This is a genomic window from Streptomyces sp. NPDC111507 (assembly GCF_055638955.1).
This window is the reverse complement of the sequence record NZ_JBVKBU010000013.1, coordinates 133,326-157,788: the sequence shown is the minus strand read 5'-3', so window position 1 is coordinate 157,788 and position 24,463 is coordinate 133,326. Positions and strand designations below refer to the sequence as shown.

Here is a 24,463-nt window from a genome sequence, read left to right as displayed (position 1 = left end):
TCTCGTACGCCATCGTCAGTGGGCGTCGAGGGTGACCGTGAAGGAGAAGCGGTCACCGCGGTAGTGGATGCGGGCCACGTCCAGGGCGCGGCCGTCCTCGCCGTGCACGATGCCCGTGTAGTGCAGGATCGGGCTGAGCAGCGGCACCTGGAGCAGCCGGGCCGTCTCCGGATCCGCGAGCCGCGCCTCCACCGTGTCGGTGATCCGGCTGATGCGCACACCCACCACGTCCCGCAGCACCTTGGTCATGGGCCAGCGCACCAGGTCCTGCGGGTCGATCCGCGCGGCCAGTTCGGGACGGACGTAGTTGCGCGCGTGGTTCGTCGGCTCACCGGTCTTCTCGTCGCCGCGCAGCCGGTGGTACGTCCCCACCTCGGCCAGATCCGGGAAGTACTCGGCGAGTTCGGCCGGCACCGGCACGCTCCCGTGGTCCAGCAGCTCGGTCGTCATGCCCGACTGCTGAGCGACGATCGTGTCCACCGAGCCCAGCAACCGCACCGGAGCGCCCCGTTGCGCGCTCGGCTCGATGAACGTGCCCCGCCGCCGATGGCGGGTGATCAGTCCCTCGTCCTCCAGCTCCTTGAGCGCCTGCCGCATGGTGAGCACACTCACCCCGTAGTGGCCCGCCAACCGCTCCTCGGTCGGCAGGCGCAGCGGTTCCTGGGGCGAGCGCCCGAGTATCGAGGCGCGCAGGGACTGCGACACCTGGTACCAGAGCGGGAGTTTGCGGTTCAGGACGATCGAGTCCGGGGCGAAGGAGGTCACGAGGGATATCCGTACCGGTCGCCGACGCTCAGTGCAACGGGCCGAAATGCCGCTGGAGGCCCCGCCACACGTCGTCGTACCCGCGCTGCAGATGATCCGCGTGCGCCGCCTGCGCCGTGGCGGTCACCGGCCACCGGGTCTCGAACATGAACGCCAGCCCGTCGTCGATCTTCTGCGGCCGCAGCTCGGCGGCGCTGGCCCGGTCGAAGGTCTCCCGGTCCGGCCCGTGCGCCGACATCATGTTGTGCAGCGAACCGCCCCCCGGAACGAAACCCCCTGGACCGGAGGTCTTCGCGTCGTACGCCCCCTCGATGAGCCCCATGTACTCGCTCATCACGTTCCGGTGGAAGTACGGCGGCCGGAAGGTGTCCTCGCCCACCAGCCAGCGCGGCGCGAACACCACGAAGTCGACCCCGGCGAGGCCCGGGGTGTCGCTCGGCGAGGTCAGCACCGTGAAGATCGACGGATCCGGGTGGTCGTAGCTGATCGTGCCGATCACATTGAAACGGCGCAGGTCGTAGACGTACGGCACATGGTTGCCGTGCCAGGCGACGACATCCAGCGGCGAGTGGTCGTACGTCGCCGTCCAGAGGTTGCCGCAGAACTTGTTGACCACCTCCACCGGGCCCTCGACATCCTCGTACGCGGCGACGGGAGCGAGGAAGTCCCGCGCGTTGGCGAGTCCGTTGGCGCCGATCGGGCCGAGGTCGGGCAACTGGAAGGGCGCCCCGTAGTTCTCGCACACATAGCCGCGGGCCGCCGGGCTCTGCCCGCCCTCGGACGCGGCGTCCAGCAGCTCCACCCGGAAGCGGACCCCACGGGGAATCAGCGCCACCCCGCCCGGCTCCACGTGCAGCAGCCCGAACTCGGTTCGCAGCAGCAGCCCGCCCCGCTCCGGCACGATCAGCAGCTCCCCGTCGGCGTCACTGAAGACGCGGTCCATCGAGGAGTCGGCGTGATACAGGTGCACGGCCATGCCGGTGCGCTGGGTCGCGTCGCCGTTGCCGCCCAGCGTCCACAGGCCCGCGAGGAAATCGGTGCCCCGCGCCGGCTCCGGCAGCGGGTTCCAGCGCAGCCTGTTCGGGTCGGGCTCGGTCTCCGTGAAGGGCGCCGAGCGCAGCGCCCCGTTGTCCGTCCGCGTGAACGCGGGGTGCGCGGCCGAGGGACGGATCCGGTACAGCCACGAACGCCGGTTGTGCGCCCTCGGCTCCGTGAACGCCGTACCGCTCAGCTGCTCCGCGTACAGCCCGAGAGGGGCGCGCTGGGGCGCGTTGCGGCCGTGCGGCAGCGCCCCGGGGAGCGCCTCCGAGCTGTGTTCGTTGCCGAATCCGGTGAGGTAGGTCAGCCCCTCGGCCGTCTTCCTCGCGTCCCCGCTCATGATCGCTCCCTTGCGCCTGATTCCTATGCTTCACCGTAGGATTCAGTTTTTTCGCGCGCAAGAGGTACACCGAGGCGCGTGGCCGACGAACGCGCGGCGACGGAACCTCCGTGCGGAGTACATCCCAGGGCCGGCGGTACGGCCCAAGAACCCGACTCCAGGGGGATCCGCCTGTCAGAGCGTTGTTCTAATGTCCCCGGCATGTCGTGGAAGCGTGGAGTGCTCGCCGCGCTCGCGGTCTGCGCCCTGCTCGGCGGATCGGCGGGCTGCGGCACCGGCGCCGCACACGAGCGGAGGGACGCGGTGTCGCCCTCACCCGTGGGCAAAATCCTGGACGATACGGACAAAGAAGGACGGCACTACCGTGAGGTCGACAAGAAGAGCGCACCCGAGGTCGCCATCGAGGTCCAACCGGCCTCCGACGACGGCTGGGACGTCCGCCTGACCGTCCACCGCTTCCGCTTCTCGCCCGCCGCCGCCAAGGCGGAAGCCGTGGCCGGCCGCGGCGTCGCGCTGCTGTCCCTGGACGGCCGGACCCTCGCCACCCTGCGCACCGCCGAGTACCACCTCGCCGACATCCTGGTCCCACGCGGCACCCACCACGTCACCGCGCGCCTGTACGCCGACGACCGCACGGCGTGGGCCGTCCACGGCAAGCCCGTCGAGAGCACGGCGGACATCACCGCCTCCGGGGCCGCCGCATCGGCCCAGCCGTCGACGGCCGCCTCGCCGCCCCCGTCGAGCCCGTCGACCCCCGCCTCCACACCGACATCGACACCGAACGGAAACGACGTCGCGGGCCGTACCGGCACCGGAGGTTCACCGGATCCCGGCGGAAAGGCATCATGAAGCCTGTGCCCCAAGCGACCTCGCTGCGCCGCGCGCCCGTTCAGCGGCGCAGCGCCGAACGACTGACCAGGATCCTCGACGCCTGTGCCGACCTCCTCGACGAGGTCGGCTACGACGCCCTGAGCACCCGGGCCGTGGCCCAGCGCGCGGGCGTCCCCATCGGCTCCGTCTACCGCTTCTTCGGCAACAAGCGCGCCATGGCCGACGCACTCGCCCAGCGCAACCTCGAGCGCTACACCGAACGCGTCATCGAACGCCTCCGCGCGACAGGCGCACAGGGCTGGCGCGCCGCCATGGACGCCGTACTCGACGAGTACCTCGCCATGAAGCGCACCGCCCCCGGCTTCTCCCTCGTCGACTTCGGCAACCAGATACCTGTCGGCACCCGCGACGCCGAGCCCAACACCCGCGTCGCCGACCGCCTCACCGACCTCCTCTCCGACTACCTCGACCGCACCCCCGACGAGGACCTCCGGCGCACCTTCCTGGTCGCTGTGGAGGCCGCCGACAGCCTGGTCCACCTGGCCTTCCGGATCGCCCCGGAGGGGGACGACCGGATCATCGTGGAGGCGCGGGAGCTGCTGCGCGCGTATCTGGCCAGGGTTCTGGACTGAACCGCTCCACCGCTCTCATGCTCCACCGCCGAAGCGCGCGGACCCGGGGGAGAGGCACGCGATTTCCCGACCTCACCCCCGCAAAGCACTCCCTCCCATCCGTACCGGTCGGTATGCTCGGCCCGGTCCGTGTGCCACCGCCGCCACCGCCCTCCGGGAGGACCCGTGTCCCGCACCTCCGGCGCCACCCCCGACGCCCGCACCGCCCTGCGCGTCTGCCCCCTCTGCGAGGCCACCTGCGGGCTGACCCTCACCATCGAGGGCACCCGGGTCACCGGCGCCCGCGGCGACCGCGACGACGTCTTCAGCAAGGGGTTCATCTGCCCCAAGGGCGCCTCCTTCGGTGCGGCCGACGGCGACCCCGACCGGCTGCGCACCCCCCTCGTCCGCACGGACGGCGAACTGCGCGAGGCCACCTGGCAAGAGGCCTTCGACGCGATCGCGGCGGGCCTCGGCCCGATCGTCGAGCAGCACGGCCCACACGCCCTCGGCATCGTCCTCGGCAACCCGAACGTGCACACCATGGCCGGCGCCCTCTACCCGCCCGTCCTGCTCACCGCACTGCGCACCCACAACGTCTTCACCGCCTCCACGCTCGACCAGATGCCCAAACACGTCTCCAGCGGCCTGCTCTACGGCGACGCCAACGCGATCCCGGTCCCGGACCTCGACCACACCGACCACCTCCTCCTCATCGGCGCCAACCCCCTGGAATCCAACGGAAGTCTGTGCACCGCCCCCGACTTCCCCGGCAAGCTCAAGGCCCTGCGCGCCCGCGGCGGCACCCTGACGGTCATCGACCCGCGCACCACCCGTACCGCCAAACTCGCCGACCGCCACGTGACCATCCGCCCCGGCACCGACGCCCTGCTGCTCGCCGCGATGACGTACGTCCTCTTCGAGGAGGAACTCGTCGACCTGCGCGACCTCGCCCCGCACGTCCAGGACGTCGAAGAACTTGCCATCGCCGTACAGGACTTCACCCCCGAGGCTGCCGGCGAGGCCTGCGACGTGGACGCCGACACCATCCGCGCGCTCGCCCGCGAACTCGCCGCCGCCCCCACCGCCGCCGTCTACGGCCGCATCGGCAGCTGCACCGTCCCGCACGGCACCCTCGCCAGCTGGCTCGTCGACGTCCTCAACATCCTCACCGGCAACCTCGACCGCCCCGGCGGCGCCCTCTTCCCGCAGGCCGCCACCGACAAGACCCCCCGCCCCGCCGGACCCGGCCACGGCTTCGCGCTCGGCCGCTGGCACAGCCGGGTGAGCCGCCACCCCGAAGCCAAGGGCGAACTCCCGCTCGCCGCACTCGCCGAGGAGATCGACACCGCCACACCCGAGGGCAGCCCCGTCCGCGCCCTCATCGCCATCGCCGCCAACCCCGTACTGTCGGCACCCGACGGCAACCGCCTCGACAAGGCCCTCGACTCCCTCGACTTCATGGTCAGCGTCGACCCGTACCTGAACGAGACCGCACGCCACGCCGACGTCGTGCTGCCGCCGCCCCCGCCCTCCCAGAGCGCCCACCACGACTTCGCCTTCAACACCCTCGCGGTACGCAACCAGGTCCGCTACAACCGCCCCGCCGTCCCCCTCGAACCGGGCCGCATGGCCGAGACCGAGATCCTCGCCCGGCTGGTGCTCGCCGTCACCGGCATGCACGGCGCCGACCCGTCCGCAGTGGACGCCATGGTCATCGACTCCACCCTCGGCAAGGCCGTCCAGGACCCGCACGGACCCGTCCACGAACGCGACCCGAAGGAACTCGCCACGCGGCTCACCGGCGAGAGCGGACCCGAACGCAGGCTCGACATGATGCTGCGCCTCGGCCCTTACGGCGAGGGCTTCGGCGCCCGGCCCGACGGCCTGAGCCTGGAGAAACTGCTTGCCCACCCGCACGGCATCGACCTCGGACCGCTGCGCCCGCGTCTGCCGCGGCCACTGAAGACGCGCAGCGGAAGGATTGAGCTGCTGCCCGCACCGATCGTCGACGATCTTCCCCGGCTGCGCGCCGCCCTGCGCGAGCGCCCGGCGGCGATCGTCCTCGTCGGCCGCCGCCATCTGCGCTCCAACAACAGCTGGATGCACAACGTCCCGGCCCTCACCGGCGGCACCAACCGCTGCACCCTGCACATCCACCCCGAGGACGCGGCACGCCTCGGCCTCGCCGACGGAGCGGCCGTGCGCGTCAAGGGCGCCGGGGGAGAAGTGATCGCCGCGGCCGAGGTCACGGACACCGTACGACGCGGGGTGGTGAGCCTGCCGCACGGCTGGGGACACGACCGCCCAGGCACCCGGATGAGCCATGCGGCCCTCGACCCGGGCGTCAACGTCAACCAGCTCCTCGACGGCTCGCTCCTCGACCCGCTGTCGGGTACGGCGGTGCTCAACGGGGTGCCGGTGGAGCTCGCGGCGTGCCCGTAGCGGGCCTCCGCTCACCGAGACAAGCCTGTGACCTGGAGTTTTGCGCTTATTGCTCGCGTGTCAACATCTTGTTAACGCAATCTTGCGCGACCTAACGTCATCGCACCGCCGTCCCTGGTGGGAGTTCAAGGGCGAACGTTAGGTAATCCAACTCATGCTGACCATCCTCGGCTTCACCATGATCGCGACCTTCCTGGTCCTGATCATGCTGAAGAAGATGTCGCCGATCGCGGCGCTCGTGCTGATCCCGGCACTCTTCTGTGTCTTCGTCGGAAAGGGCGCCAAGCTCGGTGACTACGTCATCGACGGCGTCACCAGCCTCGCCCCCACGGCGGCGATGCTGATGTTCGCGATCGTCTACTTCGGTGTGATGATCGACGTCGGTCTCTTCGACCCGATCGTCCGGGGGATCCTCAAGTTCTGCAAGGCCGACCCGCTGCGGATCGTGGTCGGCACGGCGGTCCTCGCCGCGATCGTCTCCCTCGACGGCGACGGCTCGACCACCTTCATGATCACGGTCTCGGCGATGTACCCGCTGTACAAGCGCCTCAAGATGAGCCTGGTCGTGATGACCGGCGTCGCCGCCATGGCCAACGGCGTCATGAACACGCTCCCCTGGGGCGGCCCTACGGCCCGCGCCGCGACCGCGCTGAAACTCGACGCCAGCGACATCTTCGTCCCGATGATCCCGGCCCTCGCCGTCGGCCTGCTCGGCGTCTTCGCCCTCTCGTACGTCCTCGGACGCCGCGAGCGCAAGCGGCTCGGCGTGCTGACGCTGGACGAGGTCCTGGAGCCGGAGACCGAGACGGTGCTCGTCGGCACGGGTGCGGGCGCCTCCGGCGACGGCGCCACCACCCTCACGAAGAAGGCGGCGCGCACGGGTGGTTCGGGCTCCGGCACCGGAACCGGCGCCGATCTGCCCGAAGAGGACGACGACTTCCAGGGTCTCGACCCCCACCGCGCCACCCTGCGCCCCAAGCTCTACTGGTTCAACGCGCTCCTCACGGTCACGCTGCTCACCGCCATGATCATGGAGTGGCTGCCGATCCCGGTCCTCTTCCTGCTCGGCGCCGCACTCGCGCTCACCGTCAACTTCCCCCACATGCCCGACCAGAAGGCCCGCCTCGGCGCCCACGCCGAGAACGTCCTCAACGTCTCCGGCATGGTCTTCGCCGCCGCCGTCTTCACCGGCGTCCTCCAGGGCACCGGCATGGTCGACCACATGTCCAAGTGGCTGGTCTCCAACATCCCCGACGGGATGGGCCCGCACATGGCCCTCGTCACCGGTGTCCTCAGCATCCCGCTCACCTACTTCATGTCGAACGACGGCTTCTACTTCGGCGTCCTCCCGGTCCTCGCCGAAGCGGGCCAGGCACACGGAGTCTCGTCCCTGGAGATCGCCCGCGCCTCGCTCGTCGGCCAGCCGCTGCACATGTCCAGCCCGCTGGTGCCCGCCGTATACGTCCTTGTCGGCATGGCGAAGGTCGAATTCGGAGACCACACGAGGTTCGTGGTGAAGTGGGCGGCGCTGACTTCGCTGGTGGTGTTGGGGGCGGGGATCCTGTTCGGCATCATCTGACGGGCGGATGACGACTGACAGTTTCTGTTATCTGTTATCTGAAAACCGTCATCTGTTATCTGTCGGTCGATAGCGGCCAGTCGATACCCGTCATCTGCCAACTGTTCTCTGCAATCCGTCATCTGTAATCCGTCATCGGATGGAGGGGTGTCCCCGTGGGGCCCGGTCGGAACCGCGGCTGGCTGCTGCGCCTCGTCATCGCCTTCGGCTTCGCGCAGGGGGCGGTGTCGATGGCCCGGCCCGCCGTCTCCTACCGGGCCCTTGCCCTGGGCGCCGACGAACGCGCCATCGGTGTGATCGCCGGTGTGTACGCCCTGTTGCCCCTCTTCGCCGCCGTACCGCTGGGCCGCCGTACCGACCACGGACGGTGTGCGCCGCTGCTGCCCGTCGGGGTCATCCTCATCGCGGGCGGTTGTGCGCTCAGCGGTACGGCGGACTCGCTGGGGGCGATGGCTGCCTGGAGCGGGGTGATGGGCCTGGGGCACCTCTGCTTCGTCATCGGTGCCCAGTCGATCGTGGCCCGGCAGTCCGCGCCGCACGAACAGGACCGCAACTTCGGCCATTTCACCATCGGCGCCTCCTTGGGCCAACTGGTCGGGCCGATCGTCGCGGGCCTTCTGATCGGGGGCCCGGACAGGGCGGGCAGCAGCGCGCAGGCCCTGCTCGTGGCGGGTGCGCTCGCCGCGGTGTCGTTCACCTCGCTCTGGCGCATCGAGCACCGTACGCCCGCCGAGTCCCGTACGGCTCAGGGCGACCGTGTGCCCGTGCACCGCATTCTGCGGGCCCGGGGCGTACCCGCCGGAATCCTCATCAGCCTCTCCGTGCTGTCCGCGACGGACATCCTGACCGCGTATCTGCCCGTGGTCGGCGAGCACCGGGGCATCGCGCCGTCCGTGATCGGTCTGCTGCTCAGTCTGCGTGCGGCGGCGACCATCGCCTGCCGACTGGTCATGACGCCGATGCTGCGACTGCTGGGCAGGGCGGCGCTGCTCACCGTGACCTGTCTGGTGGCGGGTGTGCTGTGCGCGGGTCTCGCGCTGCCCGTGCCGGTGTGGGTGCTGGCCGCGATGTTGCTGGTCCTCGGCTTCTGTCTGGGTGTCGGCCAGCCGCTGTCCATGACGACGGTCGTGCAGGCCGCCCCGGTCGAGGCCCGCTCCACGGCTCTGGCCCTGCGGCTTACCGGCAACCGTCTCGGGCAGGTGGCCGCCCCGGCCGCGGCGGGGCTGGTCGCCGGGGTCGCCGGTGTGGCCGCGCCGTTCGTGATGCTGGGCGCGCTGCTGGTGCTGTCCTCGGGGGTCGCGCTGCGCTCGCCGAGGAAGGCGCCGGCAGGCCGTGCCGAGCCGGTACGGGCCGGAGTGCCCCTGCGTCGCAAGAGCGACATCTGACCTTCCCGGCCGGCCCGACGAGGGTGCCGCGACGTGTCCGTCGGGCCGGTAGGCGATCGTCCGTTTCCGCCGCGCCCGAACAGGGGCGGGAACCGACACGCCGGATCCCGCCGGGTGTCTTCCCCCGGGTGGTCGCGGTCCGTTAACTTCCGTGACTCATACGTCCCTTGCGGCCCGCTCGGGGCGTCTCGACCGCGGAGCGACAGCGCCCTTTGAGCCCCCGGGGGCACCCTTCATGACACGCGCCATCTCCCTGCACCAGGTCAGCAAGTCGTATACGCGCGGGGTCCGCGTGGTGGAGCGGCTGTCGCTGGACATCCGGCCGGGCGAGTTCCTCGTCCTGCTCGGTCCCTCCGGCTGCGGCAAGTCGACCGTGCTCAGGATGATCGCCGGCCTGGAGAACGCCACTGAGGGCGAGGTACGTCTCGACGGTGAGGACGCGGGCGATCTGCCGCCGTCCGAGCGGGACATGGCGATGGTCTTCCAGAACTTCGCCCTCTACCCGAGCATGACGGGCCGCGACAACATCGGCTTCCCGTTGCGCATCGAGGCCCCCGGCGAGGACCCGCGTCCGCGTGTCGACGCCACCGCCCGGATGCTCGGCATCGAGGACCTCCTCGAACGTTTCCCTCACCAGTTGTCGGGCGGCGAGCGCCAGCGCGTGGCGATGGGCCGAGCGATCGCCCGCCACCCTTCCGCCTTCCTGATGGACGAGCCGCTCTCCAACCTCGACGCCAAGCTCCGCAACCACCTGCGCGCCGAGATCGCCTCGCTCACCAGGAAGTTGGGTGTCACCACGGTGTACGTCACCCACGACCAGGCCGAGGCGCTGTCGCTCGGCGACCGGGTCGCCATCCTGCGGGGCGGCGTCCTCCAGCAAGTGGGCACACCCCGTACGGTCTACGCGCTGCCCGCGAACGTCTTCGTCGCCGCCTTCATCGGCACCCCGCGCATCAATCTGCTGCGCGGCCTGGTCCGGGCCCCGCTCGACGGGGCCATGACGATCAGCCTCGGCAAGCAGTATCTGCCGCTGCGCGAGCCCTGGTCGGTGGATCAGCGGTTGCTGCGGGTGCAGCAGGGCCGCGAGGTCATCGTCGGGCTGCGTTCCGAGGCCGTCCGCCTGGCCAAGCCGTCGGAGGCCCGGCCCGGCGAGGTGGCGATCAGCGGTCTCGTCGAGCATGTGGAGTTCCAGGGGCACGAGGTGCTCGTCCACTTCAACACCGGCTCGCGGCCCGCGTTCGTCCCGGATCTGGAGGCACCGCGCCCGGTCCGCCCGGTCAGGCGCCGCCGTCGCGAGGGCTCGCTCCTCGACCGTCTCCGGGACCGCCGCACCGGTCTGCGGGCCGGCCCGGTGGTCGACCTCGGCGACCCCGCCGACGTGGGTCCCGCGCGCGACGACGAGACACCGCCGGAGGGCCGGCTCCCCGGCGACCTGGTGGTCCGCACCACCCCCGACTTCGACCTCCGTCACGGCATGCAGGTGCCCCTCCTCGTCGACCTCGCCCATCTGTTCGTCTTCGACCGGCACGGCGAACGCATCTGCCCCGCTCCGGCGCGGCTGCCGGACCTGGACGAGTGAGCTGAGCAGGGTGAGTCGCGGGAAGACGTCTGGCGCCTGAAAACTAACACCGCTAGTTTGTGGGTCGGACGACGCCGCGAGGCGGACGGTACGCCCCCGCCCGGGAGGAACACGATGAAGGCACATGACGGCATGTACATCGACGGTGCCTGGCGCCCCGCCGCCGGGACGGAGACGATCGAGGTCGTGAACCCGGTGGACGAACAGGTTCTCGGCCGGGTTCCGGCGGGCACGGCCGAGGACGTCGACACCGCGGTACGGGCCGCCCGCGCCGCCTTCCCCGCCTGGGCCGCGACCCCGCCCGCCGAGCGGGCCGCGCGGCTCGCTGCCCTGCGCGACGTCCTCACCGCACGCAAGGACGAGATCGCCGAGACGGTCACGGCGGAGCTCGGCTCCCCGCTGTCCTTCTCGCAGGCGGTCCACGCGGCCGTACCGATCATGGTCGCGGGCTCGTACGCCGAACTGGCGGCCACCTTTGCCTTCGAGGAGAAGGTCGGCAACTCGACCGTCTACCAGGAACCGATCGGTGTGGTCGGCGCGATCACGCCCTGGAACTACCCGCTGCACCAGATCGTCGCCAAGGTCGCCCCCGCGCTCGCGGCGGGCTGCACGGTCGTCCTGAAGCCCGCCGAGGACACCCCGCTCACCGCCCAGCTGTTCGCCGAGGCGGTCGAGGAGGCGGGCGTGCCGGCCGGCGTCTTCAACCTCGTCACCGGCCTCGGCCCGGTCGCGGGCCAGGCCCTCGCCGAACACCCGGACGTGGACCTGGTCTCCTTCACGGGCTCCACGGCGGTGGGGCGGCGGATCGGAGCGACGGCCGGTGCCGCCATCAAGCGGGTCGCCCTCGAACTCGGCGGCAAGTCCGCCAACGTCATCCTGCCGAGCGCCGACCTCGCCAAGGCCGTCAACGTCGGCGTCGCCAACGTGATGTCCAACTCCGGCCAGACGTGCAGCGCCTGGACCCGCATGCTCGTGCACGCCGCCCAGTACGAGCAGGCGGTCGCACTCGCCGCGACCGCCGCGGCGAAGTACGCAGACCGCATCGGCCCGGTCGTCAACGCCAAGCAGCAGGCACGGGTTCGCGGTTACATCGGCAAGGGCGTCGCCGAGGGCGCCCGGCTCGTCGCGGGCGGCCCCGAATCCCCGCGCGAGCAGGGGTATTTCGTCCAGCCGACCGTCTTCGCGGACGTCACCCCGGAGATGACGATCGCGCAGGAGGAGATCTTCGGCCCGGTGCTTGCGGTGATCCCGTACGAGGACGAGGAGGACGCCGTCCGGATCGCCAACGGGACGGTGTACGGGCTCGCGGGCGCGGTGTGGGCGGGTGACGAGGCCGAGGCGGTCGCCTTCGCGCGACGGCTCGACACCGGGCAGGTCGACATCAACGGCGGCCGGTTCAACCCCAGTGCCCCGTTCGGCGGTTACAAGCAGTCCGGGGTCGGACGGGAACTGGGCGCGCACGGCCTGTCCGAGTACCTCCAGACGAAGTCCCTCCAGTTCTAGCCCGCTCCACTCCACTCCACTCCACTCCGTTCCACTCCATTCCAGTCAGTTCCAGAGTTCTGGGCCGAGGAGCTTTTACGTGGTTCGCGCTGCCGTACTTCCCGCCGTGGGCGCCCCCCTGGAGATCGTTGAGATCGACCTCCCGGCGCCCGGTCCCGGTCAGGTCCGTGTCCGGCTGGCCGCCGCCGGGGTCTGTCACTCCGACCTCTCGCTGTCCGACGGCACCATGCGGGTGCCCGTCCCCGCCGTCCTCGGGCACGAGGGTGCCGGAACCGTCGTCTCCGTCGGGGAGGGCGTCACAGGTGTTGCGCCCGGCGACGGAGTCGTCCTCAACTGGGCGCCCTCCTGCGGAAGTTGCCATGCCTGCTCGCTGGGGGAGGTGTGGCTGTGCGCCAACGCGCTGACCGGCGCGGGCGACGTGTACGCGCGGCGCGCCTCCGACGGGAGCGACCTCCATCCCGGCCTGAACGTCGCCGCGTTCGCCGAGGAGACCGTCGTGGCCGCCGGCTGCGTCCTGCCCGTCCCGGACGGCGTCCCCCTCACCGACGCCGCCCTCCTCGGCTGCGCCGTCCTCACCGGGTACGGCGCCGTCCACCACTCGGCGCGGGTGCGTGCCGGTGAGACCGTCGCCGTGTTCGGGGTGGGCGGGGTCGGGCTCGCGGCGCTCCAGGCGGCGCGGATCGCGGGCGCGTCGCAGGTCATCGCGGTGGACATCTCTCCCGAGAAGGAGAAACTGGCACGCGAGGCCGGTGCCACGCACTACGTCGTCGCCTCCGACACCACCGCCCGCGAGATCCGCTCCCTCACCGGCAAGCAGGGTGTCGACGTCGCCGTCGAGTGTGTGGGCCGTGCCGTGACCATTCGCGCGGCCTGGGACTCCACCCGCCGCGGCGGGCGTACGACGGTCGTCGGCATCGGTGGCAAGGACCAGCAGGTCACCTTCAACGCGTTGGAGATCTTCCACTGGGGACGTACGCTCTCCGGCTGCGTGTACGGCAACTCCGACCCTGCGCGGGACCTGCCGGTGCTGGCGGAGCATGTGCGCGCGGGGCGTCTGGATCTGGGGATGCTGGTGACCGAGCGGATCGGGCTGGACGGGATCGCGGGGGCGTTCGAGAACATGGTGGCGGGGAAGGGCGGACGAGCGCTGGTGGTGTTCTAGCCCCGGGTGGCTTGGCTGTCGGCGGGTGTGTGGGGGTTGGTCGCGGGGTTCTCCGTGTCCCGGAAAGCTGTGGACCGGGGGCGGGAGCGGGACACCGCGACGCCTGCCAGGCACAGTGCGCCGCCCGCGAGCGTGAGCAGCGCCGGTACTTCGTCGAGGAACAGCCAGGACATCGCGACGACGAGCGCGGGCACCGCGTAGGTCGTCGCGCCCATCCGGCTCGCGGTGGTCCGGGCCAGCGCGTACGCCCAGGTCGTGAACGCCAGCGCGGTCGGGAAGACGCCCAGGTAGAGCACGTTGAGGGTGGCGGTGGCGGGCGCGTTCGCCACGTCGTGGACGAGTTGCCCCGCGAACGGCAGGCACGCCACCGTCCCGACCAGACATCCGAACGTGGTCACCTGGAGAGCGCTCGCCCGCCCGAGCGCCGGCTTCTGCGCGACGACCCCCGCCGCGTAGCCGACGGCGGCGAGCAGACACAGGACCACTCCCAGCACCGAGGACCCGCCCCCGCCGGACATCGACAGCCCCACCGCGACCGCCCCCGCGAACGACACCGCCATGCCCGCGAGCAGCCGCGGCGGCATCGCGTCGCCGAGGAGCCGGGAGCCGAGGAGTGCGATGAGGATCGGGCCGATGTTCACGACCAGCGCCGCCGTGCCGGCGTCCACCTGCTGCTCACCCCAGTTGAGCACCACCATGTAGAAGCCGAACCAGAGCAGGCCGGATATCGCGATCCCGCGCCAGGCGGCGCGCGGCGGCCACCCCTCGCGGCGTACGAGACAGAGGGCGCCCAGCGCGACGGATCCCGCCAGCAGCCGCCCCAGTGCCAGCGCGCCCGGCGAGTACGCCGCGCCGGCGCTGCGGATCGACACGAAGGCGGAGGCCCACAGCACGATGGTGACGGTCGCGGCGCCCGCGGCGAGCAGGTCCGCGCGGCGGGCGGAAGCGGGGGAGGTGGCGTTCATCATGGTCCCGAGGCTAGGTGGGGTACGGGGCAGGGTGCTCGCGGCTTTCGGACACCGCGGTGGGACATGGCCGGTCAGAGGAGTGCCGTCGCCTCGATGCCCAGGAGTTGCGCGAAGGCCCGCTCGCCGTCGGGCGTGACCCTGACCGCGCGCTCCGAGCCGATGCGTACGCACCAGCGGGCGTCCAGGGCGTGGCGGCACAGGGCCGCGCCGGCGATCCCCGCGAGGTGGGGGCGGCGTTCGGTCCAGTCGAGGCAGCCGCGGGTGAGGGGGCGGCGGCCGGTGCGGTTCAGGTCGATGCCTGCCTCGTCGAACCATCGCAGGCCCGCGTCCGTGAGTGCGAACCCGGTGTCCTGGCGGAGCAGGCCGCGGTGGGTGAGGGCGTCGGTGAGGGTGATGCCGAGGCGGCCCGCGAGGTGGTCGTAGCACGTGCGGGCGCGGGCCATCGCGCAGCCCGTGTCGGCTTCCCGCAGGGTGCGGGGGCGTCGGGTGGTGTCGGGTGCGACCTGGGAGGCGAGGTCCTCGACGAGTTGGGCGACGTGGGGGTCCGCGAGCCGTACGTAGCGGTGTCGGCCCTGTCGTTCCTCGGTGAGCAGGCCGCCGGCGACGAGCTTGCCCAGGTGTTCGCTGGCCGTCGAGGGGGCGACGTGGGCGTGCCTGGCCAGTTCTCCCGCGGTCCAGGCGCGGCCGTCGAGCAGGGTGAGCAGGAAGGTGGCGCGGGTCTCGTCCGCGAACATCGCCGCCAGCGTGGCGAGTCCCGGTGCGACCGGATTCGTCGACCTCGTCATGCCTTTCATCATCCGCCCTCGACATTTCGGCCCCAGCCGAACGGTCCGGGCCGAGGGGGGATCTTGGGCTGCGGGTGGGTGGGGGCTGGTCGCGCAGTTCCCCGCGCCCCTCAAGTCCTCCAGTGCGTCCGGCGTGCGAGGACGAACCCCATGGGGCCGAAGCGATGGGGCGCCGGGGCGCAGCCCCGTGCCCCAGGGGCGCGGGGAACTGCGCGCCAAGCCCCCACCCACCCGCAGTCAACGAACCCGCCCGGGGGCTCATCGCCTCGGCGCCGTCAGTCCTCGCCCGTCGCCCTCCCGAACTGCTCCGTCAGCCCGTCCAGCAACGCTCCGAGTCCCACCTCGAAGGCCCGCTCGTCCACCTTCTCCTGCTGCTCGGCGAGCAGGTGGGCCTGGCCGAGGTGGGGATAGTCGGCGGGATCGTACGCGCTCTCGTCGTCGACGAAGCCCCCGGCGAAGGACCCGAGGGCGGAGCCCATGATGAAGTAGCGCATCAGAGCGCCGATCGACGTGGCCTGGGCCGGTGGCCAGCCGGCGTCGACCATCGCGCCGAAGACGGCGTCCGCGAGGCGCAGCCCGGCGGGTCGGCGCCCGGGACCGCGGGCGAGGACCGGGACGATGTTCGGGTGGTCGCGCAGCGCCGCCCGGTAGGACACGGCCCAGTCGTGCAGGGCGGTACGCCAGTCCCGCCCGTCCTCGAACATCGACAGGTCGACCTGCGCGCTCACGGAGTCCGCGACCGCTTCCAGGATCTGGTCCTTGGTGCGGAAGTGGTTGTAGAGGGAGGGCCCGCTCACACCCAGTTCGGCGGCCAGCCGCCGTGTGGAGACGGCGGCCAGACCCTCCGCGTCCACCAGGGCCCGTGCCGTGTCGACGATCCGGTCGGTGCTCAGGAGGGGCTTGCGCGGTCGGGCCATGGCGCACATAGTAGGGCTGCGGACTTAAACTAGCAGTGCTAATTTAGCTTTTCGAATGTACAGCTTTCACATGGGGTGACCGTCATGAACCTGGAGCTCAGCGAGGAGCAGACCGCCGTCCGGCAACTCGCCAAGGACTTCGTGGACCGCGAGATCGCCCCACACGTCGTCGAGTGGGACCGGGCGGAGGAGGTCGACCGCTCGCTCGTGAAGAAGCTCGGCGAGGTCGGCTTCCTCGGGCTCACCGTCGACGAGGAGTACGGCGGCAGCGGCGGCGACCACCTCGCGTACTGCCTCGTGACGGAGGAACTGGGCCGCGGTGACTCCTCCGTACGCGGCATCGTCTCCGTCTCGCTCGGTCTCGTGGCCAAGACGATCGCGTCATGGGGGAGCGAGGAGCAGAAGCGGCAGTGGCTGCCGGGACTGACCTCCGGCGCCTACGTGGGGTGCTTCGGCCTCACCGAGCCCGGCACCGGCTCGGACGCGGGCAACCTGACGACGAAGGCCGTACGCGACGGCGACGACTACGTCATCAACGGCACCAAGATGTTCATCACCAACGGGACCTGGGCCGACGTCGTCCTGCTCTTCGCCCGCTCCACCGACGCGCCCGGCCACAAGGGCGTCTCCGCCTTCCTCGTGCCGACCGACACCCCCGGCCTGACCCGCCGCACCATCCACGGCAAGCTCGGCCTGCGCGGCCAGGCCACCGCCGAACTCGTTCTGGAAGACGTGCGCGTACCCGCGAGCGCCATGCTGGCGCCCGAGGGCAAGGGGTTCTCCGTGGCCATGTCCGCCCTGGCCAAGGGGCGGATGTCGGTCGCCGCCGGGTGTGTCGGCATCGCCCAGGCGGCCCTGGACGTCGCCGTGCGGTACGCGACCGAGCGGGAGCAGTTCGGGAAGACCATCGCGCACCACCAGCTCGTCCAGGAACTGATCAGCGACATCGCCGTCGACGTGGACGCGGCACGGCTGCTGACCTGGCGGGTCGCCGATCTCGTCGACCGCGGACTGCCCTTCGCCACGGAGTCGTCGAAGGCCAAGCTCTTCGCCTCCGAGGCGGCCGTGCGCGCCGCGAACAACGCGCTCCAGGTCTTCGGCGGCTACGGCTACATCGACGAGTACCCGGCGGGCAAGCTGCTGCGCGACGCCCGCGTGATGACCCTCTACGAAGGCACCAGCCAGATACAGAAGCTGGTCATCGGGCGGGCGCTGACGGGGGTCTCCGCCTTCTGAGTACGCCGGCACGCGGACTTGAGTACGGGGGCGGATGCGGCGTCGGTCGCGTCCGCCGACCCTTGTTCCCATGAGTGAGACACCCGTCAAGCATCAGAACACGGCGGCCTTCTACGGGCAGGCCGTGGCCTCCTTCTCCGTCGCCATGGTGGCGACCGCCGTCGGTATCTACAGGCTGCACGCCGACGCCTGGGTGCGAGCCTTTCTCGCCATCGCCGTCCTCTACCTGGTGACGTCGTCCTTCACGCTGGCCAAGGTGATCCGGGACCGTCAGGACGCGGGCGCTGAGCGGGCACGCTAAGCGCCCGCTCAGCTTCGGCGGTATGGTGTACCTCCTGTCAGCGAGAGGGGCGAACCAGCGATGAGTACGGCGGAGGAGACGGCCGGCGGCGAGATGCAGCCGTGGGCCGAGGTCACCCCGGACGCGGCCCGGCGGCTGCTCGTCGCCGCCGTGGAGGCCTTCGCCGAGCGCGGATACCACGCGACGACGACCCGGGACATCGCGGGCCGCGCGGGCATGAGCCCCGCAGCGCTCTACATCCACTACAAGACCAAGGAAGAGCTGCTTCACCGCATCAGCCGGATCGGGCACGACAAGGCGCTCGACATCGTGCGCAGCGCGGCGCAGGGTGGCGGCAGCGCCGCCGAGCGGCTCACCGACGCCGTGCGGTCCTTCGTACGGTGGCACGCCGGGCAGCACACCACCGCGCGGGTCGTGCAGTACGAACTGGAAGCTCTCGGGCCCGAGGCGCGGGCGGAGATCGTCGCGTTGCGACGGCAGACCGACGCGGCCGTGCGCGGCATCATCGCGGACGGCGTGGCGGCGGGCGACTTCGACGTGCCGGACGTGCCGGGCACCACGCTCGCCGTGCTCTCCCTCTGCATCGACGTGGCCCGCTGGTTCAACGTCGACGGACCCCGTACGCCCGACGAGGTCGGCGCGCTCTACGCCGACCTCGTGCTGCGCATGGTCGGGGCCAAGGAGTAGCGGCCCCGGGGTGTGTGCGGGGTGCTCAGACGTAGTAGCGCGACACCGACTCGGCGACGCACACCGGCTTGTCGCCGCCCTCGCGCTCCACGGTGAAGGCCACGGACACCTGGACACCGCCGGGTACGTCCTCGACGCCGGTGATCTTCGCGGTGGCGCGCAGTCGTGAGCCGACCGGTACGGGGGCGGGGAAACGGACCTTGTTCGTCCCGTAGTTGACGCCCATCTTCACGCCTTCGACCTTGATCAGCTGCGGGCCGAAGAGCGGGAGCAGCGACAGGGTGAGGTAGCCGTGCGCGATCGTCGTGCCGAAGGGGCCGCTCGCGGCCTTCTCGGGGTCGACGTGGATCCACTGGTGGTCGCCGGTCGCCTCCGCGAAGAGATCGATCCGCTTCTGCTCGATCTCGACCCAGTCGCTGTACCCCAGCTGTTCGCCCACCGCGGCCCGCAGTTCGTCGACCGTCGCGAACGTCCTCGGCTCTGCCATCTTCCCGACCTCCCACGTCTCCATGTCTAAGCAACTGCTTAGCATGGTCGGGTACGGGGCGCATGTCAACGGACCGGGCGTGTGACGAAGGCGGTAGGGCGGATGACGAAGTAGGTAGGGTTGGAGGGGTGCCCCAGATCCCTGAGAAGATCCACGAGCTGACCGTCGGCCAGCTGTCGGCCCGCAGTGGCGCCGCCGTCTCCGCCCTGCACTTCTACGAGTCCAAGGGCCTGATCAGCAGCCGTCGCACCACCGGCAACCAGCGCCGCTACCACCGTGACGCCCTGCGTCGTGTCGCCTTCGTCCGGGCCGCCCAGCGCGTCGGCATCCCCCTCGCCACCATCCGCGAGGCGCTCGCCGAACTCCCCGAGGAGCGCACCCCGACGCGCGAGGACTGGGCCCGGTTGTCGGAGGCCTGGCGTTCTGAACTCGACGAGCGGATCAAACAGTTGAGCCGACTCCGGGATCACCTGACCGACTGCATCGGGTGCGGTTGTCTGTCCCTGGAGAACTGTGTGCTGTCCAACCCGGACGACGTCTTCGGTGAGCGTCAGACGGGCTCCCGGCTCATGGTGGAGCGCGTCACCGCGCGGCCGGAGCCGCAGCGGTCACAGGGGGCGCAGGAGTCGCCGCGCGCGGCCGAAGAGTGCTGCTGAGGGCACTGCCCGGCCCGCTCCGCGACCGCACGCACCGTCACTCGTACTCCGTGCCGCCCTTGCGCGTCAGATACGCCGGGCTGACCGCCTTCGCGATGGCCCGGCCGCCGGTCACGGGGCTGTAGCGCTCGACGGCAGGGCGTATCACGACGCCCTCCCGCAGATGCAGTGCGCGCCCGGACACGGTCTCCCGGCCCGAGGCGACCTCCAGGACGCGGTCGATGTCGTACGGGCCCTCGTACAGCCGTGGCACCAGCGGCAGTTCGCCGTCGAGGAGCACGGCAGCGTCCAGCCAGCGGACCTCGCCGGCGATCTCCGCGGACACGTCGAACACGGCGTAGCCGAGGGACGCGCGGCGGCCGTCGGCGCCGTACGACAGGTCCTGCACGCCCGCCCCGTACACCTCGCCGAAGATGCCGACCCGGCGGGCGCCGAGCCGTTCGGCGAGCCGGGCCGCGGCCGCCGCGACGCCGTGGGCGTGGACGGCACGCCAGTACAGATTGCGGGAATCCTCCTTGAGGGCGAGGGACTTGGCGCCGAAGCCCTTGGAGGAGACGTACACGCGGTCCTGGTCGGCGAGGTGGGTCAGCAGGCAGGCCGAGCCGTGCAGCTTCTCCGTCAGGACGACGTTCTCGCCCGGCGCGAAGATGTCCGGGTACCGCTGGATGTTCTCGATGTCGACCCAGGGCAGCAGATCGGGCGCGGACTCGACGTCGCCGTTCATGGTGGGCGGGATCGGCGGCACCCACTTGACGATGCCGAGCGCCTCGGCGAAGTCGGTGCCGTCCGCGGCGGCCCGCGCCAGGTCGACGTCGGCCAGCGCCTTCGGGCGGCAGACGATGCCCTGCGACAGCTCACCGCGCAGGCGTACGGCCCTGACGCGGTCCGAGCCGGGGCCCGCGAGGCGTCCGGTCAGGCCCAGCTCCTCGATGAGCGTGGTGGGGAGCACGGACTGCTCGGGGATGTAGACGGCACTCTCGCCGGTGCGGTAGGCACCCTTGGCGACGACGGCTCGGTACAGGCCCACCTGGGCCAGTTCGAGCGCGTCGGCGTTCGGATGCTCGTGGACGGTCAGCACTTCGGCGGTGACGCGCAGCGTCGACATCGGGACTCCTCGGGTTCCGCGGGGAGCGCGGGTACCTCATCGGGGATTCATCGAGCCCAACTGTCCCGAGGAGAAAGCGGTGGAGCGAGCGGATTTGCGCCTGCTAGCGTCGGCCCACCGGGTGTCTTCGGTTGCGCCCCCGCCGAGGTCGGCGCCCCCAAGGGGCGCGGGGAACTGCGCGCCCAGCCACGGACGATCCCGCAGCCGACGACTCACCCGCAGTCCCCGTAACCCGGCCGACCCCGACCGCCGACCGCCGACCGCCGACCCCCTGCCCCCCGTTCAACCCGGCGGAGCGCTCACGCGGAGACGAGCAACCGCCCGCGCCTGGCCTCCACCAGTGCCTCGGGCGTGAGGACGGGCCGCGGTACGACGATTCCGCAATCCGTGCAGACGGGACCCGACGACGGTTCGTGGGCCAGGTCGTACTTCCAGGTGAGGCGCTCACCGGTGCAGACCGGGCAGACCGTGCCCGGCTCGCGCTCCAGCGCGGCGATCAGCCGGCGCAGCACCTCGGCCAGTGGTTCACGGGGGTGGATCCGCGGATCGTCGCACCACGCGACGCCGAATCCGCCCCAGGTCAGCCGATGCCAGTCGTCCACGCTGCCCGGCCGGCGCAGCCCGTCGTGCTTCTCCTTCTTGCGGCGCTCGGCGAACTCGACCTCGTAGGCGAGCCAGACGGAGCGGGCCTCTTCCAACTCGTCCAGTGCGGCCACGAGCCGCGCTGGATCGGGGGACCGGTCCTCGGGGCCGAACCCGGCCCGGGAGCAGAGATGGTCCCAGGTAGCCCGATGCCCGTAAGGGGCGAACCTCTCCAGGCACTTGCGCAGTGAATAGCGTCGCAGTGCCAGATCATTCCTCGGATCTCGCACCTGTCTCGCCAGACTCCGAAAACCCGCCATCGCCCTGCACCTCCGTCACACCTGCACCTGTACTTCGGTCACTTCGGCGTTGCCGTCCCAGGGACGTCGCCGAGTAGACGTATCGACACGCGATTCGGCTCCATCCAATTTCCGATGAGCGCCATAAGTCACCGGCCGAACTACCTCCGGCCTACCTCCCCTCGCTGTCAGCGACCTGTTGAAAAGCCTGTGGGCCGGGATGAGTGGGGTGTCGCCGGATCCGCATGGCCCGTCGATCTCTAAACGGCTCGTGACGTCCGAACTGCTCAGTGATCGTTGAAAAGTTGACGCATGTTCATCTTCCAACTCGGGGATACCGGCGGTAACGTCCGGCCCACCCCCGTCGGTAGGAGCAGCCATGCCACGGCGCACCCCACGCACCGCACTCGACAGACAGAGAACTCCCCGCAGATTCCCCAAGTTCCTGGGGGCGGCATCCATCTGTGCTCTCATAGCCGCCCTGCTGTCCCCGCTGACCCAGGCGGCGGCCGCCGACACCACGACCGCGCTCGCCGCCAACGACTACTGCGGCGGCCAGTGTTCCGACATCCTTCCGCCCGGTCAGAACGGCAACGCCACCCTCGCCCAGATCCTGCTCAACCAGGCCTTCGGCGTCCAGCCCGACCATGCCGAGGACCAGCTCGGCTCGTACAGCAACCTGGCCTCGGGTGCCGCCACGCTCACCGACGCCAAGATCAACGACTTCTTCAACGACGCGTCCTTCGGGGTCGCCTCCGATCAGGTCGCCTCCGCCACCGCGCCCGGCGGACGCACCGACGTGACGATCGTCCGCGACAAGAAGACCGGTGTGCCGCACATCACCGGCACCACCCGCTACGGCACCGAGTACGGCGCCGGGTACGCCGCCGCCCAGGACCGGCTGTGGCTGATGGACGTCTTCCGGCACGTCGGCCGCGGCCAGCTGACCTCCTTCGCCGGCGGGGCCTCCTCCAACCAGGGTCTGGAGCAGGAGTTCTGGCGCAACGCGCCCTACACCGAGGCCGATCTGCAGGCCCAGATCGACAACGCCATCGCGAACAACGGTGCCCGCGGCCAGCAGGCCCTCGCCGACGCCAACGCCTACATCGACGGCATCAACGCCTACATCGACGCCTCCGACAGCGGCCGCTACTTCCCCGGTGAGTACGTCCTGACCGGCCACAAGGACTCCATCACCAACGCCGGCACCATCGACCACTTCAAGATCACCGACCTGGTCGCGCTGGCCTCCGTCATCGGCTCGCTCTTCGGCTCCGGAGGCGGCGGCGAGGTCAACAACGCCCTCTCGCTGCTGGCCGCCCAGTCCAAGTACGGCGTGACCGAGGGCACCAAGGTCTGGGAGTCCTTCCGCGAGCGCAACGACCCCGAGGCGGTGCTCACCGTCCACAACGGCGAGAGCTTCCCGTACGCCTCGAAGCCCGACACCGCGCAGGGCGAGGCCCTGCCCGACGCCGGCTCGGTGACCCAGGAGCCCCTGGTCTACGACCGCACCGGCAGCGCGGCCACCGCCACCGCCACCGGTGCCTCGGCGACGGCGGCCGCCACCACCCTCACCTCCGCGAAGCGCGGGATGTCCAACGCCCTCGTGGTGAGCGGCAAGTACACCGCCAGCGGCCACCCCATCGCCGTCTTCGGGCCGCAGACCGGCTACTTCGCGCCACAGCTCCTCATGCTCCAGGAGATCCAGGGGCCGGGCCTCAGCGCGCGCGGCGCCTCCTTCGCGGGCCTGAGCATGTACGTCGAACTCGGGCGCGGCCAGGACTACTCCTGGAGCGCGACGACCTCCGGCCAGGACATCATCGACACGTACGCCGTCGAGCTGTGCCAGGACGACTACCACTACCTGTACCACGGCACCTGCACCGCCATGGACAAGGTCGAGCGGACCAACTCCTGGAAGCCCACCACGGCCGACGGCACCGCGGCGGGCTCGTACCGCATGCAGGTCTACCGGACCAAGTACGGTCCCGTGGAGTACCGCGCGACGGTCGGCGGCAAGAAGGTCGCGTACACGACCCTGCGCTCCTCCTACATGCACGAGGCCGACTCGATCATCGGCTTCCAGATGCTCAACGATCCGGACTACGTGAAGAGCCCGCAGACGTTCCAGGGCGCGGTGCAGCACATCAACTACACCTTCAACTGGTTCTACGCCGACTCCTCGCACACCGCGTACTACAACAGCGGTGACAACCCGGTGCGGGCGGCCGGCGTCGACGCCGAGTTCCCTGTCTGGGCGCAGGCCGCGTACGAGTGGCGGAACTGGGACCCGACGACGAACACCGCCTCGTACACCCCGCCGTCCGCGCACCCCAACTCCATCGACCAGGACTACTACATCTCCTGGAACAACAAGCAGGCCAAGGACTACACCACGGCCCCCTGGGGAGACGGTTCCGTGCACCGCGGGAACCTCCTGGAGGACCGGGTGAAGAAGCTGGTCGCCGCGGGCGGGGTGACCAGGTCCTCGCTCACCAAGGCGATGGCCGACGCCGCGCTGGCCGATCTGCGGGCCGAGGACGTGCTGCCGAAGCTGCTGAAGGTCATCAACAGTTCGACGGTCACGGACACCACGGCCGCGGCGGCGGTGACCAAACTGTCCGACTGGGTGACGGCCGGCGCCAAGCGCAAGGAGACCTCGGCCGGTTCGAAGGCCTACGCCAACGCCGACGCGATCCGCATCCTGGACGCCTGGTGGCCGCTGCTGGTGAAGGCCGAGTTCGAACCCGGCCTCGGCACCGACCTGTACACGGCCTTCTCCAACAACCTGCCCATCGACGAGTCCCCGTCGGCCGCGCACGGCCCGACCGGCGCGCACGCCGGAAGCTCCTTCCAGTACGGCTGGTGGAGCTATGTCGACAAGGACATCCGGGCGGTCCTCGGTGAGTCGGTGCAGGGCGGACTGTCGCAGAAGTACTGCGGCGGCGGCACCCTCAGCGCCTGCCGGGACGCCCTGATCAGCACACTCAAGACGGCGGCCGCCCTGACCGCCGCCCAGGTCTACCCGGGCGACGACCAGTGCTCGGCGGGCGACCAGTGGTGTGCCGACTCGATCGTCCAGCGGACGCTCGGCGGTATCAAGCACGGCAAGATCACCTGGCAGAACCGGCCGACCTACCAGCAGGTGGTGGAGTACACGTCGCACCGGTGACCCCGGAGCGCGCCGCGGACCCCCGGCGGC

At 70.8% G+C, this 24,463-nt stretch carries 21 protein-coding genes; 13 read left to right on the top strand and 8 right to left on the bottom strand.

What is annotated here, in order from left to right:
* Positions 1–15: 15 nt before the first annotated feature.
* Together ACZ7M2_RS37885 and hmgA are read right to left on the bottom strand one after the other, a co-directional pair.
* The gene (locus tag ACZ7M2_RS37885; protein ID WP_054231081.1) at positions 16–765 is read right to left on the bottom strand and encodes a GntR family transcriptional regulator; all 750 of its coding nucleotides are present in this window, start codon (positions 763–765) and stop codon (positions 16–18) included.
* Between the two features lie 28 nt (positions 766–793).
* Positions 794–2,143 carry a homogentisate 1,2-dioxygenase gene (gene hmgA / locus ACZ7M2_RS37880; RefSeq protein WP_471599129.1) on the bottom strand — a complete coding sequence of 450 codons (1,350 nt, stop codon included), beginning with the start codon at positions 2,141–2,143 and terminating at the stop codon, positions 794–796.
* A 201-nt stretch (positions 2,144–2,344) separates the two neighbouring features.
* Between hmgA and ACZ7M2_RS37875 the strand changes: the two genes are divergently transcribed.
* The 8 genes from ACZ7M2_RS37875 (at position 2,345) to ACZ7M2_RS37840 (ending at position 13,238) form a co-directional block, all read left to right on the top strand.
* The gene (locus tag ACZ7M2_RS37875) at positions 2,345–2,992 is read left to right on the top strand and encodes a nuclear transport factor 2 family protein (protein ID WP_471599128.1); all 648 of its coding nucleotides are present in this window, start codon (positions 2,345–2,347) and stop codon (positions 2,990–2,992) included.
* Positions 2,989–3,606, top strand: a complete 618-nt coding sequence (locus ACZ7M2_RS37870; RefSeq protein WP_471599127.1) for a TetR/AcrR family transcriptional regulator — start codon at positions 2,989–2,991, stop codon at positions 3,604–3,606. The genes ACZ7M2_RS37875 and ACZ7M2_RS37870 overlap by 4 nt, the downstream gene beginning before the upstream one ends.
* 165 nt (positions 3,607–3,771) lie before the next feature.
* On the top strand, positions 3,772–6,030 hold the full coding sequence (locus tag ACZ7M2_RS37865; protein ID WP_471599126.1) for a molybdopterin oxidoreductase family protein: 2,259 nt from the start codon (positions 3,772–3,774) through the stop codon (positions 6,028–6,030).
* Positions 6,031–6,184: 154 nt separating this feature from the next.
* Entirely contained in the window at positions 6,185–7,609 is a 1,425-nt protein-coding gene (locus tag ACZ7M2_RS37860) for a CitMHS family transporter (RefSeq protein WP_471599125.1), read from the top strand.
* A gap of 155 nt (positions 7,610–7,764) precedes the next feature.
* A complete protein-coding gene (locus ACZ7M2_RS37855) occupies positions 7,765–8,994 on the top strand; it encodes an MFS transporter (protein ID WP_471599124.1) in 1,230 nt (409 codons plus the stop codon).
* Between the two features lie 235 nt (positions 8,995–9,229).
* Entirely contained in the window at positions 9,230–10,573 is a 1,344-nt protein-coding gene (locus tag ACZ7M2_RS37850) for an ABC transporter ATP-binding protein (RefSeq protein WP_471599123.1), read from the top strand.
* 114 nt (positions 10,574–10,687) lie between these two features.
* The gene (locus tag ACZ7M2_RS37845) at positions 10,688–12,076 is read left to right on the top strand and encodes an aldehyde dehydrogenase family protein (RefSeq protein WP_471599122.1); all 1,389 of its coding nucleotides are present in this window, start codon (positions 10,688–10,690) and stop codon (positions 12,074–12,076) included.
* A 79-nt stretch (positions 12,077–12,155) separates the two neighbouring features.
* Entirely contained in the window at positions 12,156–13,238 is a 1,083-nt protein-coding gene (locus ACZ7M2_RS37840) for a Zn-dependent alcohol dehydrogenase (protein ID WP_471599121.1), read from the top strand.
* On the opposite strand, the gene ACZ7M2_RS37835 is transcribed toward ACZ7M2_RS37840, so the two are convergent.
* From ACZ7M2_RS37835 to ACZ7M2_RS37825, 3 genes are all read right to left on the bottom strand, one after another.
* Positions 13,235–14,203, bottom strand: a complete 969-nt coding sequence (locus tag ACZ7M2_RS37835) for a DMT family transporter (RefSeq protein WP_471599203.1) — start codon at positions 14,201–14,203, stop codon at positions 13,235–13,237. The two genes, ACZ7M2_RS37840 and ACZ7M2_RS37835, sit on opposite strands and share 4 nt — an antisense overlap.
* Positions 14,204–14,277: 74 nt before the next feature.
* The gene (locus tag ACZ7M2_RS37830) at positions 14,278–14,991 is read right to left on the bottom strand and encodes a metalloregulator ArsR/SmtB family transcription factor (RefSeq protein WP_471599120.1); all 714 of its coding nucleotides are present in this window, start codon (positions 14,989–14,991) and stop codon (positions 14,278–14,280) included.
* 275 nt (positions 14,992–15,266) lie between these two features.
* Positions 15,267–15,908, bottom strand: coding sequence for a TetR/AcrR family transcriptional regulator (locus tag ACZ7M2_RS37825; RefSeq protein WP_471599119.1), 642 nt, complete (start codon positions 15,906–15,908; stop codon positions 15,267–15,269).
* An 84-nt stretch (positions 15,909–15,992) separates the two neighbouring features.
* On the opposite strand from ACZ7M2_RS37825, the gene ACZ7M2_RS37820 reads away from it, so the two are divergent.
* The 3 genes from ACZ7M2_RS37820 to ACZ7M2_RS37810 all read left to right on the top strand — a co-directional run bounded on the left by ACZ7M2_RS37820 (position 15,993) and on the right by ACZ7M2_RS37810 (position 18,132).
* The gene (locus ACZ7M2_RS37820; RefSeq protein WP_471599118.1) at positions 15,993–17,144 is read left to right on the top strand and encodes an acyl-CoA dehydrogenase family protein; all 1,152 of its coding nucleotides are present in this window, start codon (positions 15,993–15,995) and stop codon (positions 17,142–17,144) included.
* A gap of 70 nt (positions 17,145–17,214) precedes the next feature.
* Positions 17,215–17,445, top strand: coding sequence for a YiaA/YiaB family inner membrane protein (locus ACZ7M2_RS37815; RefSeq protein WP_471599117.1), 231 nt, complete (start codon positions 17,215–17,217; stop codon positions 17,443–17,445).
* 60 nt (positions 17,446–17,505) lie between these two features.
* A complete protein-coding gene (locus tag ACZ7M2_RS37810; protein ID WP_067365121.1) occupies positions 17,506–18,132 on the top strand; it encodes a TetR/AcrR family transcriptional regulator in 627 nt (208 codons plus the stop codon).
* Between the two features lie 25 nt (positions 18,133–18,157).
* Here the strand turns inward: ACZ7M2_RS37810 and ACZ7M2_RS37805 are convergent, their stop codons facing one another.
* The gene (locus ACZ7M2_RS37805; protein WP_352050929.1) at positions 18,158–18,619 is read right to left on the bottom strand and encodes a MaoC family dehydratase; all 462 of its coding nucleotides are present in this window, start codon (positions 18,617–18,619) and stop codon (positions 18,158–18,160) included.
* 128 nt (positions 18,620–18,747) lie between these two features.
* Between ACZ7M2_RS37805 and soxR the strand changes: the two genes are divergently transcribed.
* On the top strand, positions 18,748–19,275 hold the full coding sequence (gene soxR / locus ACZ7M2_RS37800; RefSeq protein WP_471599116.1) for a redox-sensitive transcriptional activator SoxR: 528 nt from the start codon (positions 18,748–18,750) through the stop codon (positions 19,273–19,275).
* Positions 19,276–19,312: 37 nt separating this feature from the next.
* Here the strand turns inward: soxR and ACZ7M2_RS37795 are convergent, their stop codons facing one another.
* Positions 19,313–20,380 (bottom strand): RNA ligase (ATP), encoded by a 1,068-nt coding sequence (locus ACZ7M2_RS37795; RefSeq protein WP_352050927.1) that lies wholly within the window; start codon positions 20,378–20,380, stop codon positions 19,313–19,315.
* A gap of 299 nt (positions 20,381–20,679) precedes the next feature.
* Positions 20,680–21,282 (bottom strand): hypothetical protein, encoded by a 603-nt coding sequence (locus ACZ7M2_RS37790; RefSeq protein ID WP_471599115.1) that lies wholly within the window; start codon positions 21,280–21,282, stop codon positions 20,680–20,682.
* A gap of 358 nt (positions 21,283–21,640) precedes the next feature.
* On the opposite strand from ACZ7M2_RS37790, the gene ACZ7M2_RS37785 reads away from it, so the two are divergent.
* The gene (locus ACZ7M2_RS37785) at positions 21,641–24,433 is read left to right on the top strand and encodes a penicillin acylase family protein (protein ID WP_471599114.1); all 2,793 of its coding nucleotides are present in this window, start codon (positions 21,641–21,643) and stop codon (positions 24,431–24,433) included.
* The last annotated feature ends 30 nt before the right edge of the window (positions 24,434–24,463 follow it).